The 16286-nt window shown below is 72.0% G+C and carries 13 protein-coding genes; 5 read left to right on the forward strand and 8 right to left on the reverse strand.

Annotated features, from left to right (window positions below):
- Window positions 1–85 precede the first annotated feature (85 nt).
- Complete coding sequence (gene rarD / locus AC1Z4A_RS13985; protein ID WP_483678815.1) at window positions 86–1108, forward strand: EamA family transporter RarD; 1023 nt, start codon at window positions 86–88, stop codon at window positions 1106–1108.
- Window positions 1109–1219: 111 nt separating this feature from the next.
- Window positions 1220–2608, forward strand: coding sequence for a M28 family metallopeptidase (locus AC1Z4A_RS13990; RefSeq protein ID WP_483678816.1), 1389 nt, complete (start codon window positions 1220–1222; stop codon window positions 2606–2608).
- 57 nt (window positions 2609–2665) lie between these two features.
- On the opposite strand, the gene AC1Z4A_RS13995 is transcribed toward AC1Z4A_RS13990, so the two are convergent.
- The 6 genes from AC1Z4A_RS13995 to AC1Z4A_RS14020 form a co-directional block, all read right to left on the reverse strand.
- Window positions 2666–3544 (reverse strand): ABC transporter permease, encoded by an 879-nt coding sequence (locus AC1Z4A_RS13995; RefSeq protein ID WP_483678817.1) that lies wholly within the window; start codon window positions 3542–3544, stop codon window positions 2666–2668.
- A complete protein-coding gene (locus AC1Z4A_RS14000) occupies window positions 3531–4496 on the reverse strand; it encodes an ABC transporter ATP-binding protein (RefSeq protein WP_483678819.1) in 966 nt (321 codons plus the stop codon). Before AC1Z4A_RS14000 ends, AC1Z4A_RS13995 begins: the two co-directional genes overlap by 14 nt.
- Before the next feature lie 33 nt (window positions 4497–4529).
- Entirely contained in the window at window positions 4530–5846 is a 1317-nt protein-coding gene (locus AC1Z4A_RS14005) for a LolA family protein (protein ID WP_483678820.1), read from the reverse strand.
- A 276-nt stretch (window positions 5847–6122) separates the two neighbouring features.
- Window positions 6123–7133 (reverse strand): polyprenyl synthetase family protein, encoded by a 1011-nt coding sequence (locus AC1Z4A_RS14010; RefSeq protein ID WP_483678821.1) that lies wholly within the window; start codon window positions 7131–7133, stop codon window positions 6123–6125.
- A gap of 391 nt (window positions 7134–7524) precedes the next feature.
- A complete protein-coding gene (locus AC1Z4A_RS14015) occupies window positions 7525–8733 on the reverse strand; it encodes an FAD-dependent oxidoreductase (protein ID WP_483678822.1) in 1209 nt (402 codons plus the stop codon).
- A gap of 60 nt (window positions 8734–8793) precedes the next feature.
- Window positions 8794–10074: a carboxylate--amine ligase gene (locus tag AC1Z4A_RS14020; RefSeq protein WP_483683588.1), complete on the reverse strand. Its 1281-nt coding sequence runs from the start codon at window positions 10072–10074 to the stop codon at window positions 8794–8796.
- 275 nt (window positions 10075–10349) lie between these two features.
- On the opposite strand from AC1Z4A_RS14020, the gene fahA reads away from it, so the two are divergent.
- The 3 genes from fahA (at window position 10350) to AC1Z4A_RS14035 (ending at window position 12950) form a co-directional block, all read left to right on the forward strand.
- Window positions 10350–11525, forward strand: coding sequence for a fumarylacetoacetase (gene fahA, locus AC1Z4A_RS14025; RefSeq protein ID WP_483678824.1), 1176 nt, complete (start codon window positions 10350–10352; stop codon window positions 11523–11525).
- Window positions 11522–12175: a GOLPH3/VPS74 family protein gene (locus AC1Z4A_RS14030; protein WP_483678826.1), complete on the forward strand. Its 654-nt coding sequence runs from the start codon at window positions 11522–11524 to the stop codon at window positions 12173–12175. The genes fahA and AC1Z4A_RS14030 overlap by 4 nt, the downstream gene beginning before the upstream one ends.
- 250 nt (window positions 12176–12425) lie before the next feature.
- Window positions 12426–12950, forward strand: a complete 525-nt coding sequence (locus AC1Z4A_RS14035; protein ID WP_483678827.1) for a hypothetical protein — start codon at window positions 12426–12428, stop codon at window positions 12948–12950.
- Window positions 12951–13026: 76 nt separating this feature from the next.
- Here the strand turns inward: AC1Z4A_RS14035 and nuoN are convergent, their stop codons facing one another.
- Both nuoN and AC1Z4A_RS14045 read right to left on the reverse strand, forming a co-directional pair.
- The gene (gene nuoN, locus AC1Z4A_RS14040; RefSeq protein WP_483678829.1) at window positions 13027–14682 is read right to left on the reverse strand and encodes an NADH-quinone oxidoreductase subunit NuoN; all 1656 of its coding nucleotides are present in this window, start codon (window positions 14680–14682) and stop codon (window positions 13027–13029) included.
- Window positions 14679–16286 carry an NADH-quinone oxidoreductase subunit M gene (locus tag AC1Z4A_RS14045; RefSeq protein ID WP_483678830.1) on the reverse strand — a complete coding sequence of 536 codons (1608 nt, stop codon included), beginning with the start codon at window positions 16284–16286 and terminating at the stop codon, window positions 14679–14681. Before AC1Z4A_RS14045 ends, nuoN begins: the two co-directional genes overlap by 4 nt.

Consider the following 16286-nt stretch of genomic DNA (forward strand, 5'->3'; position numbering starts at 1 on the left):
GTCACGCGAGACGGGTATGACACACCGCCGCATGCGGCGCTACCTTCGCAAAGTCCCCCACAGCGCAGTGCACCGGAGGTAGAACGTGGAGCCGCAGAAGCCGGGAAGCGACACCCGGACAGGACTGGTGTGCGGCGTAGCCGCCTATGCGATCTGGGGGCTCTTCCCCCTGTACTGGCCCTTGCTGGAACCGGCGGGGGCGCTCGAGATCCTCGCCCACCGGATGGTGTGGTCGCTGGCCACGGTGGCCGCCGTGCTGGTGGTGACGCGGCGCTGGGGCTGGATACGCCCGCTGCTGCGGCAGCCGAAGCGGCTCGGGACGGCGGCGCTCGGCGCGCTCGTCATCTCGGCGAACTGGTGGGTCTACATCTGGGCCGTGAACGCCGGGCACGTCGTGGAGACGTCCCTGGGCTACTTCATCAACCCCCTCGCCACGATCGCCCTCGGCGTCCTCGTGCTGCGCGAGCGGCTGCGCCCCGCGCAGTGGGCGGCGGTGGGCGTCGGCCTGGCGGCCGTCGTCGTGCTGGCCGTCGGCTACGGCAAGCCGCCGTGGATCGCGCTCGCGATCGCCGCGACGTTCAGCACCTACAGCCTGGTGAAGAAGAAGGTCGGGCTGGGCGGCCTGGAGTCGATGGCCGTCGAGACGGCCGTGCAGTTCCTGCCCGCGCTCGGCGTCCTGCTCTTCCTCGGCGCGCGGGGCGGCTCGACGTTCGCCTCCGAGGGCACCGGCCACGCGCTGCTCCTGATGGGCACCGGCGTGATCACCGCCGTCCCGCTGGTCTCCTTCGGCGCGGCGGCCGTGCGGCTGCCGCTGTCGGTGCTCGGCATGCTCCAGTACCTCGCGCCGGTCTTCCAGTTCGCCCTGGGGCTGCTGGTCTTCCACGAGGCGATGCCGGCCGAGCGGTGGGCGGGCTTCGCGCTGGTGTGGCTCGCGCTGGCCGCGCTCACCTGGGACGCGCTGCGTACGGCGCGGCAGTCCCGGGCGGAGCTGGTGGCGGCGCAGGAGCGGGCAGTTGAGCAGACTGCAGTTGAGCAGGCCGGGGAGGGCGGCAACACAGAAAACACAATTGCCACTCAGGCATCGGAAACCACAGTTCAGCGGGGGTGAACAGGCGCCCTATATCCGGAAACCGGTGATCGGCGTCCTGAAACCGCCCTTGACGCTCCATCAGGGGGCGCCCAGCATCATGGCCACGTCAAATGGAGTTGGGAGCCCCCCATGCCTGAACTCAACGGACCAACCCTGCCCCGAAGAAGCCGCGCCGCCGCCCTGCTGGCGTCCGGCGCGGCCGTCACCACCGCCCTGCTCGGCGTCTCCTCGCTTCCGGCGCACGCGGTTCCCACCGCCGCGAGTGCCGCGAGCGCTGCGGGCGCCACGAGTGCCGTCAAGGGCACCAAGTCCGGTGTGCCGGACATCCCCGTCGCCAACGTCAAGGCGCACCTCAACCAGCTGCAGTCCATAGCCAACGCCAACGGTGGCAACCGCGCCCACGGCCGCAGCGGCTACAAAGCGTCCCTCGACTATGTGAAGGGCAAGCTGGACGCCGCCGGGTACACCACCACCGTCCAGCAGTTCACCTCGAACGGCTCGACCGGCTACAACCTCATAGCCGACTGGCCCGGCGGCGACACCGACCACGTCGTCTTCGCCGGTGCGCACCTCGACTCGGTCTCCGCCGGGCCCGGCATCAACGACGACGGCTCCGGAACGGCCGGGATCCTCGAAGTCGCCCTCTCCGTGGCCCGCGAGGGCTACAAGCCCGGCAAGCACCTGCGGTTCGGCTGGTGGGGTGCCGAGGAGCTGGGCATGGTCGGCTCGCAGAACTACGTCGGCAAGCTGTCCGCCGCCGAGCGGTCAAAGATCGACGGCTATCTGAACTTCGACATGATCGGCTCGCCGAACCCCGGCTACTTCGTCTACGGCTACGACCAGCCGCTCGAAGCCCTCTTCGAGAACTACTTCGCCGGGAAGAACATCGCCACCGAGGTGGACACCGAGGGCGACGGCCGCTCGGACCACGCGCCCTTCCAGAACGCGGGCATACCCGTGGGCGGGCTGTTCAGCGGTGCCGACTACATCAAGTCCGCCGCCCAGGCGCAGAAGTGGGGCGGCACGCAGGGCCAGGCGTTCGACCGCTGCTACCACCGCTCGTGCGACACCTCGGCGAACATCAGTGACTCCGCGCTCAAGAACAACAGCGATGCCATCGCCTACGCGATCTGGACGCTGAGCGGCGGCGGCTCCACGACGCCGCCGGGCGGCACGGTCTTCGAGAGCAAGGCGCAGGTGGACATCCCCGACGCGGGGGCGGCCGTCGAATCACCCATTGCGGTGACCGGGCTCTCCGGCAATGCGCCGTCGGCGCTGAAGGTGGCGGTGGACATCAAGCACACGTACCGGGGTGACCTGGTCGTGGACCTGATCGGCCCGAGCGGGAAGTCGTACCGGCTGAAGGACTCGGACGCGAACGACTCGGCGGCGGACGTGACGCAGACGTTCACGGTCAACGCGTCGGCGGAGCCGGCGAACGGCACGTGGAAGCTGCGCGTCCAGGACGTGGCTCCGCAGGACACGGGCCATGTGGCGAGCTGGAAGCTGACGTTCTAGTCCCCCACCTGCTGGACGGGCTGATTTTTCAGCCCGTCCAGCAGGATCAGGGAAAGCTCACACCGTCACGTCCCGCGACGTGAACCGCGCCCACGCCGCCGACCCGAACACCGCCACGTACAACCCCTGCAGCCCCACATCCCGCACCAGCTGATCCCAGTACACCGGCTCCCGCAACACATCCGCAAAACTCAGCCAGTAGTGCGGAAACAGATACGGCTGCACCGCACTGAGCTGCGGAAACTGATCCAGGATCTGCACCGTGATCAGCAGCCCCACCGTCGTGGCCATCGCCGCCACCCCGCTGCTCGTCAGCGTCGAGACGAACAGCCCCAGCGCCGCGATGCCCGTCAGCGACACCGCCACCACCGCCGCGATCAGCAGCGCCCGCAGCAGGCCCTCCCCGAAGGACACCGTCGTGCCGCTGATCAGCGTCACCTCGCCGACCGGGAAGAGCAGCGCGCCGACCGCCAGCGCCGACGCGGCGACGACCAGCGTGGCCGCGAAGCAGAAGGCCACCGTGGTGGCGAACTTGACGAGGAGCAGCCGGGTCCGCCCGGCGGGGGCGACCAGGAGATAGCGCAGGGTGCCGGAGTTCGCCTCGCCGGCGATCGAGTCCCCGGCGATCACCCCGACCGCCATCGGCAGGAAGAACGGCAGGGTCGTGGCGAGGGAGGTGAAGACCAGGAAGAGGCCGTTGTTGCTGACCTGGCTGATGAAGGCGGGCCCGCTGCCGCCCCGGCCGACCGAGCCGTCGTCGCCCGTCTCGGCCTTCACGGCGATCCCGACCAGCACCGGCACCAGCGCGAGCACGCCGAGCAGCACGATCGTCCGCCACCGCCGGAACGTGGTGCCGACCTCGCTGCGGAAGAGCGACAGCCGCCACCGCCCGGCCGGGCCGACCGCCCCCGGCGCCGCCGTCTCAGCCTGCGACATCGAACCCCTCCCCGGTGAGTGCCACGAAGGCGTCCTCCAGCGAGGCCCGCCGGGTGCCGAAGGCCCGGACGCGCACCCCGGCCCCGACGAGCGCGGCGTTGAGGTCGGCGAGGTCCACCGGGTCGCCGCCGGCCGGCAGCTCGCCGGTGAGGCGGTCGTCCTCGGCCACGAGGTCGGTCACTCCGTGCTCCTTCAGGACGCGCACGGCGTCCGCCGTGTCGGGGGTGGTGACGGCCAGCCGCCCCCGGACCGAGGAGGCCAGCTCGCCGACCGTGCCCTGGGCGAGGAGCCGGCCGCGGGACATGACGGCGGCATGGGTGCAGACCTGCTCGATCTCGTCGAGGAGGTGGGAGGAGAGGAAGACGGTCGTGCCCTCCGCGGCCAGCCCGCGCACCAGGGCGCGGATCTCGCGCATGCCCTGCGGGTCGAGGCCGTTCGTCGGCTCGTCCAGGACGAGCAGTTCGCGCGGGCGGAGCAGGGCGGCGGCCAGGCCGAGCCGCTGCTTCATGCCGAGGGAGTACGCACGGGCCTTCTTGCCCGCCGCGGCCGACAGCCCCACCCGGTCCAGGGCCTCGTCGACCCGGGCCGCGCGGGTGCGGGGATCGGCCGTCGGGTCGGCGGCGTCGAACCGTACGAGGTTGTCACGGCCGGTCAGGAAGGCGTAGAGGGCGGGGCCCTCGATGAGGGCGCCCACCCGGGGCAGAACCCGCCGCCCGGCCCGGGGCATCTCCTCGCCCAGCACCCGGGCGCTGCCCGAGGTGGGCTCGATCAGCCCCATCAGCATGCGGATGGTGGTGGTCTTGCCGGAGCCGTTGGGGCCGAGGAAGCCGAAGACGCTGCCGCGCGGCACGGCGAGGTCGAGCCCGTCGACGGCGAGCTGCCCGCCGCCGTAGCGCTTGGTGAGCGCGCGCGTGGCGATCACCGGCTCCCCGGCGGCGGACGGCTCTCCCATCACGCTTCCCCCAGTCCCTGCCCCCGGCGCGCGTTACTTCGCCGCGTTGGCGGCCTTGACCAGCGCGTCCTTGGAGACCGCGCCGACGTAGACCTTGCCGTCGTCCGTCATCAGGGCATTGACGATACGGGTGCTGAACACCCGGCCGGAACCGAAGTCGCCGGTCACCTTGGAGCCGACGCTGTCGAGCAGCCTCTCGGCGTCCTTGGCACCCTTGTCGGAGCCCTTGTCAGTGCCCTTGCCGTCGCCCTGGCCGTGGCTCTTGCCCTTGCCCGTGACGGGCCCCTGGCCCTGGCCCTGGTCGCCCTTGAACACGGCGATCGCGTCCCAGCCCTTGCCGATCACGTTCGCACCGGAGGTGTCGCCGCCGGGGATGCCGAGGCCCTCGGGCAGCTTGCCCTTGTGGTCGCGGTCGCCCCGCTCCTTGCCGTCGTCCTCCGTCACCTTGACGCCCTTGGGCGGGGTGAAGGCGAAGGTGTCCGCGCCCGGCTTGCCGAAGTCCACCTTGGTGAAGGCGGCGTCCACGACCGCCTTGCCGCCGCTCTTCGGGGTGAGCGTGAACTTCAGCGGCACGCCGTTCTTCGCGTCCACCGCGATCCGGATCGCGCCCACCGTGGTGTCGTCCTGCTTGGGCTTGAGCGTCAGCTGGTAGGCGTCCCGGCCGGCCACCTTGGCCGTGCCGTCCACGGCGACCGCCGTCGTGTCGTCCGCGGCGGCCAGGACCTTCTTGGCCAGCTCCTGGGGCGAGGCGGCGGCGAGGTCCTTCGGCGCCTCGGGCTTGCCGCCGCGGGCCTTGTCGCGCTGCTCCTGCGGGGCCTTGGAGTGGTAGGCCGTGTTGCTGGCGCTGTCGTACGCCCACACCTGGTCGCCGTTGTGGACGACGCTGTACTCGGCGGTGCGCTCGATGATGGACAGGCGCTGCTTGTCGGGGCCGTCCGCGGCGATGCGCAGGGTGTGGGTGCCGGAGGCCAGTTCGGTGAGCTTGGACTCCGGGGAGGCGGCCGAGCCGTCCTTCCCGTCGCCGTGGCCGCCCTTGCCGCCCTCGGTGCCGAGGGAGAAGCCCGACGGCAGGGAGGGCAGCCCCAGGTCGGTGCTGACCTTGACCGTGCCGGAGAGCTGCTGGGCGTCCGATGCGGCGATCTTGGCTATGAGGTCCTGCGCGCTGATCTTCGGCAGGTCCGGGTCGGCGGTGCTGGCGAGGGCCGACCCGATGCCGATCGTCGCCGCCGCGACGCCGGCCACCGCGACCGGTACCGCATAGCGAAGGGCCTTGCGGCGGCCCGGGCCGGGGGCCGGTGCGGCGCCCTCGCCCGTCCCGTCCGTGCCCGGTGTCGGTTGGATCCGTGCCATGTGCTCTACCTCCGTCGTCGGCGGCGGTCTGTCGCGTCGTGCACTCGCCCACACCTAGGCTCATTGTGGCCCGACCGCTCGGTGGAGGCGCGGTGGTCCGGGGATTCCCCCGGGGAAGACACCTTCGATTCCACCAAACCGGCACCACGTCGGTCGTCAGCCGACGGGATCAACTCCCCGTACGTCTTGGGTATGACACACCCCGAGAACGGACCCCCGGGCGGCTGAGGGTCCGTCGGATCCGCGACCGGGACTCGGCCGGGGCTCGGCCTGGCCTCAGCCGGCCCGGTGCACCACCGTCTCGCACAGCGCCTCGAGCGCGGCCTTCGCGGCGCACTCGGGCAGCGGCGCCAGCGTCGCGCGCGCCTCCTGGGCGAACCGGATCGTGTCGCGCCGCGCCTGCTCCAGGGCGGGGTGGACGCGCAGCCTGCGCAGCACCTCGGCGAGCAGGGCGTCGTCGCTGAGGTCGCCGGCGAGCATCTCGCACAGCTCCAGGTCCTCCGGCGAGCCGGTGGCCGCGGCGCGCGCCCGCAGGTGCAGCACGGGCAGCGTGGGGATGCCCTCGCGCAGGTCGGTGCCCGGGGTCTTGCCGGACTCGTGGGAGGCGCTGGCGATGTCGAGCACGTCGTCGGCGAGCTGGAAGGCGACGCCCAGCCGCTCCCCGTAATGGGTGAGGATCTCGACGACCTGCTCGTCGGCGCCGGACATCATGGCCCCGTAGCGGCCGGACACGGCGATCAGCGAGCCGGTCTTGCCCGCGACCACGTCCAGGTAGTGCTCGATCGGGTCGCGCCCGTCACGCGGTCCGGCGGTCTCCAGGATCTGCCCGGTGACCAGGCGTTCGAACGCCTCGGCCTGGATACGGACGGCCTCCGGGCCCAGGTCGGCGAGGATCCGGGAGGCGCGCGAGAAGAGGAAGTCGCCGGTGAGGACGGCCACGGAGTTGCCCCAGCGGGCGTTGGCGCTGTCCACGCCGCGCCGCACGTCGGCCTCGTCCATGACGTCGTCGTGGTAGAGCGTGGCCAGGTGGGTCAGCTCGACGACCACGGCGGAGGGGACCACGCCCGGGGCGTACGGGTCGCCGAACTGCGCGGCGAGCATCACGAGCAGCGGGCGGAACCGCTTGCCTCCGGCCTGTACGAGGTGCTGGGCGGCCTCGGTGATGAACGGCACACCGCTCTTGGTGGCCTCCAGGAGGCCCTCCTCGACAGCGGCCAACCCGGCCTGGACATCGGCTTCAAGAGCCTGGTCCCGCACGCTCAGCCCAAAAGGCCCGACGACGGTCACGAGGGGTACTCCTGTCTGCCTGCGAACACGGGGATTGTCGATGTGTCGCTGTCTTCACCAAAAGTCAGCGTATCCGGTCGGCTGTCGATCACCGTGGGCGCCTGTCCCTTCGATGGCTCGTCGCCGCGTGTTCGCACTGCGCCTTTCCTTTGGGTCCGGGTGCCGTGAGTTCGGCACCGCCGGACACCACGATGGGGGTTACGCGCCGTCGCGGCGGGGAGGGATTCCCCGTACCCGCCCCTTCCCGAAACTGGGGCGAAGTCCCCAGACCCCGGGGTCCGGGGCGGAGCCCCGGTTTCGGGAAGGGGCGGGATCGGGGAACAAATCTCCGCCGCGACGGCGCGCAACCCCCACCGCCCGGCCCGGCGGTGCCGAACCGGCCGTCACCCCCCTATACCGCCGCCACCGCCTTCGCCAACCGCGGCGACGCATACTCCGTCCCGCACACGAACCGCATCACCGGCCCGAAGCTCGCCGCCGCCGGCAGCCCCGTGAAGAAGAGGCCCGGCACCGAGGAGCGGTAGCCCGGGCCCAGCCGGGGCCCGCCCGCGGCCACTGCGAGGCGGGTGCGCAGCCCGGGACCGAGGAAGTCCATGGCGGCGACGTCCACGTGGTAGCCGGTGGCGGCGATCACATGGTCGGCGCGCAGCTCGCTCTCCGCGCCCGCGGGCCCCTCCCCGGAGAGCGTCAGCACCGGCTGCCCCGACTCCACCCGGGCCCGGACGATCCGCTTGCCCTCCGTGACCTGCACCCGCCCCACGAAGCGGTCCCGCAGCCACCACGCGCCCAGCGGGCCCAGCACATGGCGCACCAGGTACTGCCGGGCCGGCGGCGGCAGCATGCGGAAGCCGTCCGCGTGGTACGAGAAGGCGTACAGCGACCAGGCCCGCCCGAACGGCGTGTCGGGCTTCAGCGGCGACTGCCCGTCCGGCGCCGCCCCGAACCGCACAGCGCCCCGCCGCCGCGCGACGATCCGCACCGTCGCGGCCCCCGCCTCGGCCAGCAGCGCCGCGGTCTCCAGCGCCGACTGCCCGGCACCGACCACCACCACGTGCCGCCCGGCGAAGCCGGACAGGTCGCGGTGCTGGGAGCTGTGCGAAACGGGCCCGCTCGCCGAGGGCCCGTCCGGCACGGCCGCCGCCAGCTCGGCGGGCAGCCGGGCCAGGCCGCTGAGGCCGGTGGCGACCACCACGGCCCGCGCGGCGAACTGCTCCCCGGAGTCCAGCTTCAGCTCGAAGCCCCCGCCGGAGTTCCGGCGCTCCACGGACACCACGCGCTCCTTCTCCAGCGCGGGCACCAGCCGCTGCTGGAACCACAGCCCGTAGCGGGCGAAGACCTCGACCGGGATCAGCTCCCAGTCCGACTCGTACCGCCGCTCGCCCACGTCCTGGCAGAAGTCGAAGAGGGTGTGGCCGGGCTGGGGCGCGTCGATATTGGAGGCCGGGGGGGTGGATTTCAGCAGCATCCCGGCGGGCATGTGCTCGCGCCAGCTCACCATGGGCGAGCCGAAGACGCGGGTCGGCACATGGCGCGCCTTCAGGTGGGCTGCGGTCGAGAGGCCGAACGGTCCGGCCCCGATGACGGCTACGGGCAGTGTCACGAGTCCCCTCCCAGGGCGTTGCTACTGGGAACGTTGCACAGGCTGGTGCGGTGCGGCCCGTCACTCGGCGGCGGACGCGGCAGCCGCGGCGGCCGCGGCCGCGCGGCGCCTGGAGCGCCACAGCTGCCACAAATGCCGGGCGCCCGGCCGGACGAACCGGGCGAGCATGGTGAAGAAGGGCTTCATGTCGTCACGGGCGGCCCAGGCCAGTTCCGTGCCGCTCGCGCGGGTGGGCGCGTGCGGGGTCGTGTAGCCGCTGCGGCGGTAGGCGGCGAGGGCGGGCAGGTCGATGTTCTCCACGATGAAGCGTCGGCCCGCGAGCTGCTCGCCCTCGGGCACCCGCCGCCCGGTGAGGTCGAGGTGCTGGGCCCGGACGACGTCTATGCCCGCCTCGTTCTCGAACATGCGGAACTGGGCACCCATGCGCGGGTTGAAGTCCAGCAGCTTGTAGCGCCCGTCGCGCCGGTCGAAGCGCCAGTCCAGGTCGATGATCCCGCAGAAGCCGATCTGCTTGATGAACTGGGCGGCCATGGCGGCGAGTTCGGGGTTGTCCACGATGTAGGCGTTGGCCGTCATCCCGGCGTGCGGCGGCCAGGAGCGCACCTTGACGCCCGTGAACATCGCCAGCGGGGTGCTCTCGGCGTCGAAGTAGGCGTGAACGATCCAGTCCTCGGCCTCCTCGCGCGGCAGGTACTCCTGGAGGATCACCCCCGGCGCGGGCCCCCAGTCGCGCGCCAGCTCCAGCAGTTCGCGCGGCCCGCGGATGCGGGTGGTGCCGTGCACGGCCGGGCGGCGCCGCCGTTCGAACGCCTCGCGGTTCTTGGCCACCAGCGGGAACGCGGCGACCGAGGCGTACTTCTCGATCTCCTCGTACGAGGCCGGGAAGAGCGTCGCCGGCGAGGGCACCCCGTGCTCCACGCACAGCTCGTGCAGCCCCTGCTTGCTGGCCAGCCTGCGCGGCAGGCCGCGCTCCACCGGGGGGAAGAGGAAGGAGCCCGCCAGCTCCCCGGCGTGCTCGGCGATCAGCACGGCCGCCTCCTCGTCGGTGGGGATGAGCACCGCCGGACGGCCGATCTTCGCGCCGATCCGCAGCAGGCCCGCGACCAGCTCCTCGCCGCGCTCCTTGCCCGTCGTCGGCCAGACGAAGCCGGTGTGCAGATAGCGGGAGAGGGCGGCGGGAGTCCATCTGTCCTCGGTGATGGCGTACATCGGGACACCCAGCCGGCCCAGGCTCCGGATGGCCCCGACCCCTCCGTGGTGCAGGGGATAGTCGCCGATCTTCACAATCAGCCCGGGCACGGACCGGTCCGCCGCCACCGGCGCGCTCCTGCTCGCCACCAGCACCCCCCTCGGCCACCCAGCCTCAGCGGCCCCCCACTGTGTGTGACCCGACTTAGGACGCTACTTCGGAATCGCCGCCTCCAGCAAGGAGTTACCGGACATTGCCCTCCCTTTAGCCAGCGGTCGGACATGTGTCGGAGAGCCTGGGTGAGCCTCGGAGACCCCTTGCCCATCCCCCGCCAGCAACTAATGTGTGATCGCCCCCAAGGAGCGCGTTCCAGCAGTTCCGCAGTTCCCGCAGTTCCACTGTTCAGGAGAAGGCGAGGCAGCGTCCCATGCCCCAGCACCACCCCCGTGAGCTGCCCGAAGGCGACCCCTTCGGCGCGGACACCCTCCCGTACGGCATCTTCACCACCCCGGACGCGCCCGACCGCCCCCGAGTCGGCGTGCGCTACGGCGCATACGTCCTGGACGCCGCCGCGGCCGCCGCGGACGCCGGCTCCGCCCATGCGCACCTGCTGGCCGCGCCCACCCTCAACCCGCTGCTGGCCGCGGGCCGGCCCGTGTGGCAGGCCGTGCGCGCCGAGGTCCGCGGCTGGCTGGACGGGCCGCACTTCCACCCGCTCGCCGAGGTGACGCTGCACCTGCCGTTCGAGGTGGCGGACTACGTCGACTTCTACGCGAGCGAGCACCACGCCACCAACGTGGGCCGCATCTTCCGCCCCGGCGCCGATCCCCTCACGCCCAACTGGAAGCACCTGCCCATCGGTTACCACGGGCGGGCGGGCACGGTCGTGGTCTCGGGCACCGACATCGTGCGCCCGCAGGGCCAGCGCAAGGCGCCCGCGGACGAGGCTCCTTCGTTCGGGCCCTGCCTGCGCCTGGACATCGAGGCCGAGGTGGGCTTCGTGGTCGGCGCCCCGGCCCCGGCGAACACCCCCGTGCCGCTGGCGGACTTCCGCGAGCACGTGTTCGGCGTCTGCCTCGTCAACGACTGGTCGGCGCGCGACATCCAGGCGTGGGAGTACGTGCCGCTCGGCCCGTTCCTCGGCAAGTCCTTCGCCACCTCGGTGTCCGCCTGGATCACTCCCCTGGACGCCTTCGACGAGGCGCGCACGGCGCCCCCGGAGCGCACCTACCCGCTGCTGCCCTACCTCGACGACGCGGACGCCGAGCCCGGCGGCATCGACCTGCGCATCGAGGTGGACATCAACGGGGAGACGGTCTCCCGGCCGCCGTTCTCCGCCATGTACTGGACGGCCGCCCAGCAGCTGGCCCATATGACCGTCAACGGCGCGTCACTGCGCACCGGGGACCTCTACGCCTCCGGCACGGTCAGCGGACCCGAGCCCGACCAGCTGGGCTGCCTGCTGGAGCTGACCCAGGGCAAGGGCCCCTGGCTGGCCGACGGCGACATGGTCACCCTCACCGCCTGGGCACCGGGCCCCGGCGGCGCCCGGATCGGCCTCGGCGAGGTCACCGGACGCGTCGTTCCGGCACGCCGGGCATGAACCCGGCCCCCTCCGGCCTGTCCCTGCCGGAGGAGCTGCTGCTGCTCGCACACGAACCGGTGTCCGGGCGGAGGCTGTGCGACGGCCGCTTCCTGGCGTACGGCGTGGCCGGGGCGGTGCTGGCCGAGCTGGAACTGCTCGGCCACGTGGCGGAGGAGGGCGGGCGCGCGGTGGCGACCGGCGCGTTCCCGCCCGGGGACCCGCTGCTGGCCGCCGCCCTGGTGAGCCTGCCGATGGCCGGCAAGAAGTACCCGCGCCTCGTCCCGCGCACGCGGGGCTGGGTGCGCCGGGCCGGTAGGCACCTGATCGACGGGTGGCTGAAGAGGCTGGTGGGGCGCGGGGCGTTGCGGGTCGAACAGCGCAGGTTCATCGGGGTGTTCCCGTACCGGCGCTACCCGGCGGGCCCGGTGGCCCACTCGGCGGAGGTGCGCCACCGCTTCGACGCGGCCCTGCGCGCGGGCTTCCCCGACCCGCGCAGCCGGGCCCTGGCCGGGCTGGCGGCGGCGACGGGCATCGACGGGCGCCTCTGCCCACGCCGGGAGGGCCGCACGGCGCGGCGCGCGATGCGGCAGGCGATGCGGGAGCAGTGGACGGCGATGGCGGTCTACCGCAACGTCCGACAGGACAGGGCGGCGGACGGCGGGGGTTAGCGGTTGTTTTCCCCGATCCCGCCCCTTCCCGAAACCGGGGGCTCCGCCCCCGGACCCCCGCTCCTCAAACGCCGGAGGGGCTGAAATTGCCCCGAACCGGGGGTCTGGGGGGCGAAGCCCCCCAGTTCTTTATCCGGGGTCTGGGGCGAAGCCCCAGTTTCGGGAAGGGGCGGGATCGGGGAAGAGAAAGCCCCACCCCACCCTGCTAGCTTGACGTGTCCAAAACCACCGCACACAGAAAAGGGCACACGTGCGCAAGGCAGTACAGATCACGGGGGCGGCGCTCATCGCCGCTGTACTGATGACCGGTTGCAGCAAGAGCAGCGACGGCGGCAAGAAGGCCGACGCCTCGGCCCCGGCCCAGTCCCCCTCTCAGGACGCCCCCGCGGGCAACGCCCCGGGCGGCGCATCCACCGCCCCCGCCGCCGGCGGCACCGTCAAGACCGCCGACCTCAAGGGCGGCTGGTCCAAGGGCAAGCTGACGGACGACAGCCTGCTCATCCTCTCCTTCTCCGGCAACATGGTGATGCTCAGCGCCGGAAAGACCGCCTGCTCCGGCACCGTCAGCGACGCCTCGCAGCCGGTCACCCTCACCATGACGCACTGCCAGGACAACAGCACCGCGTACAGCAAGGGCACCGTCAAGAGCTTCGACGGCAAGAGCCTCACGGTGTCCTGGGCCTCCGGCAAGGAGGACGTCCTCAACAAGACCGTGGGCGGAGACGGCAAGGTCGTCCCCGGCATGCCGGGAATGCCGGAGATGCCGAAGCACTGACACCGGCACACCGGCACACCGGCGCCCCGCCGAGACAATCGGCGGGGCGCCGGAAACCCGCAAGCAGCGTCAGCGGCTACCGCACGAACACCCCCGCCTGCCCCGCCAGATCCAGGAAGTACTGCGGCGCCACACCGAGCACCAGCGTCACCGCCACCCCGACCGCAATGGCCGTCGAGGTCAGCGGACTCGGCACCGCCACCGTCGGCCCCTCCGCCTTCGGCTCGCTGAAGAACATCAGCACGATCACCCGGATGTAGAAGAACGCGGCGATCGCCGAGGACAGCACACCCACCACGACCAGCGGCGCCGCCCCGCCCTGCGCCGCCGCCTTGAACACCGCGAACTTCCCCGCGAACCCGCTCGTCAGCGGAATGCCGGCGAAGGCCAGCAGGAAGACCGCGAACACCGCCGCCACGAGCGGCGAACGGCGCCCCAGCCCGGCCCACTTGGACAGGTGCGTCGCCTCCCCGCCCGCGTCCCGCACCAGCGTCACCACGGCGAAGGCGCCCAGCGTGACGAATGAGTACGCACCCAGGTAGAAGAGGACGGAGGAGACCCCGTCGGGGGTGACGGCGATGACGCCCGCGAGGATGAAGCCGCCGTGGGCGATGGAGGAGTAGGCCAGCAGCCGCTTCACATCGGTCTGGGTGACGGCCACGATCGCGCCCACCAGCATCGTGACGATGGCGACGCCCCACATCACCGGCCGCCAGTCCCAGCGCATGCCCGGCAGGGCCACGTACAGCAGCCGCAGCAGCGCGCCGAAGGCGGCGACCTTCGTGGCGGCCGCCATGAAGCCGGTGACCGGCGTCGGGGCGCCCTGGTAGACGTCCGGCGTCCACATGTGGAACGGCACCGCACCCACCTTGAACAGCAGCCCCATCAGCACCATCGCCCCGCCGATCAGCAGCAGCGCGTCATTGCCCGTGGTGGCCGCGAGCGCCGGGTCGACCGTCCGCGTGGTGCCGCTGATCACCTCGGCGATGCCCGAGTAGGTGACGGTGCCGGCGTACCCGTACAGCAGCGCTACCCCGAACAGCAGGAAGGCGGAGGAGAAGGCGCCCAGCAGGAAGTACTTGACCGCGGCCTCCTGCGAGACCAGCCGGTGGCGCCGGGCCAGCGCGCACAGCACGTACAGCGGCAGCGAGAAGACCTCGAGGGCGATGAAGAGGGTCAGCAGGTCGTCGGCGGCGGGGAAGACCAGCATCCCGCCGATCGCGAACAGCAGGACCGGGAAGACCTCGGTGGTCGTCAGGCCCGCCGCGACCGCCTTCCGCTCGGCGTCCCCGCCCGGCACGGCGGCCGCCTGCGCGGTGAAGGAGTCGACCGGCCGCCCGTGCGCGGCGGGGTCCAGCCGGCGCTCGGCGAAGGTGAGCACCGCGATCAGCCCGACGAGCAGGACGGTGCCCTCCAGGAACAGCGCCGGCCCGTCGACGGCGACCGCCCCCATGGCCGCCACGTGCGCCTTGCCGGTGCCGTAGCCGCCCGCGGCGAGGGCGATCACGGCGGCGAAGGCGGCGGCCAGGGCGACGACGGTCAGCAGGAGCTGGGCGTGGTAGCGGGCGCGGCGCGGCAGGAACGCCTCGACGAGGACGCCCACGAGCGCGGCGCCGAGCACGATGAGTGTCGGCGACAGCTGGGCGTACTCGATGTGGGGGCCGGGGATCTTCCTGGGTGCCTCGGCCGCGGCGAGTGTCCACAGGCTGTGGACGGATGCTGCGTGACTCACTTCGCGGCCTCCACATCGTTCACATGCACTTTGGGCTCGGGGTCGGTCCTGTGGACCTGCGACATGGTGTGCTCGACCGCCGGGTCGAGGATGCGCGTCACGGGCTTGGGGTAGATGCCGAGGAACAGCAGCAGGGCGATCAGCGGTGCGACGACCGCCAGTTCGCGCACCTTGAGGTCCGGCATGCCCCGCACCGGCTCGGCCACCGGACCGGTCATGGTGCGCTGGTAGAGCACGAGGACGTACAGCGCGGTGAGGACGATCCCGGCGGCCGCGATCACACCGACGGCCGGATAGCGGGTGAACGTGCCGACCAGGACCAGGAATTCGGAGACGAAGGGCGCGAGCCCCGGCAGCGACAGCGTGGCCAGACCGCCGACCAGGAACGTCCCGGCGAGGAGCGGCGCCACCTTCTGCACCCCGCCGTAGTCGGCGATGAGCCGGGAGCCGCGCCGGGAGATCAGGAAGCCCGCGACCAGCATCAACGCGGCCGTGGAGAGCCCGTGGTTGACCATGTAGAGCGTGGCGCCGCCCTGGCCCTGGGTGGTCATGGCGAAGATGCCCAGGATGATGAAGCCGAAGTGCGAGATCGAGGCGTAGGCGATCAGCCGCTTGATGTCCCGCTGCCCGACGGCCAGCAGCGCCCCGTACAGGATGCTGATCAGCGACAGCACGAGGATCACCGGCGTGGCCCACTTGGACGCCTCCGGGAAGAGCTGGAGGCAGAAGCGGAGCATCGCGAACGTGCCGACCTTGTCGACCACCGCCGTGATCAGCACGGCCACGGGGGACGTGGCCTCGCCCATCGCGTTGGGCAGCCAGGTGTGCAGCGGCCACAGCGGCGCCTTGACGGCGAACGCGAAGAAGAAGCCCAGGAACAGCCACCGTTCGGTGCTGGTGGCGAACTCCAGCTTCCCGGCCGCCCGCGCCTGCACGATCTCCTGGAGGGAGAAGGTGCCCTGGCCGAGCTGGTGGGCGGTGACCGCGTACAGCCCGATGACGGCGGCGAGCATGATCAGGCCGCCGACGAGGTTGTAGAGCAGGAACTTCACCGCGGCGTACGAGCGCTGGGCCGCCGTCTCCGCCTCGCCGCGCTCCCCCGCCCGGTCGCCGAAGCCGCCGATGAGGAAGTACATCGGGACGAGCATGGCCTCGAAGAAGATGTAGAAGAGGAAGACGTCGGTGGCCTCGAAGGCGATCACCACCATCGCCTCGACCATCAGGATCAGCGCGAAGAAGCCCTGCGTGGGCCGCCACCGCGAGGAAGCCGTCTCCAGCGGGTCCGCGTCGTGCCAGCCGGCGAGGATCACGAACGGGACCAGCAGCGCGGTCAGGGCGATCAGCACCACCGAGATGCCGTCCACGCCCAGCGAGTACCGCACCCCGAAGTCCGCGATCCACGCGTGCGACTCGGTGAGCTGGAAGGGGCCGGTCGCGTCCGGGTCGAAGCGCACGAGCTGGACGCCCGCGAGCACCAGCGTGGCGAGCGAGCAGCACAGCGCGAGCCACTTGGCGGCGGTGCGCCGCGCGGCGGGCACGGCGGCCGTGGCGACCGCGCCGGCGGCGGGCACCGCGGCCGTGACCGTCAGGAGGGGAAATGACAT

Source organism: Streptomyces sp. 17_S59 (assembly GCF_056930295.1).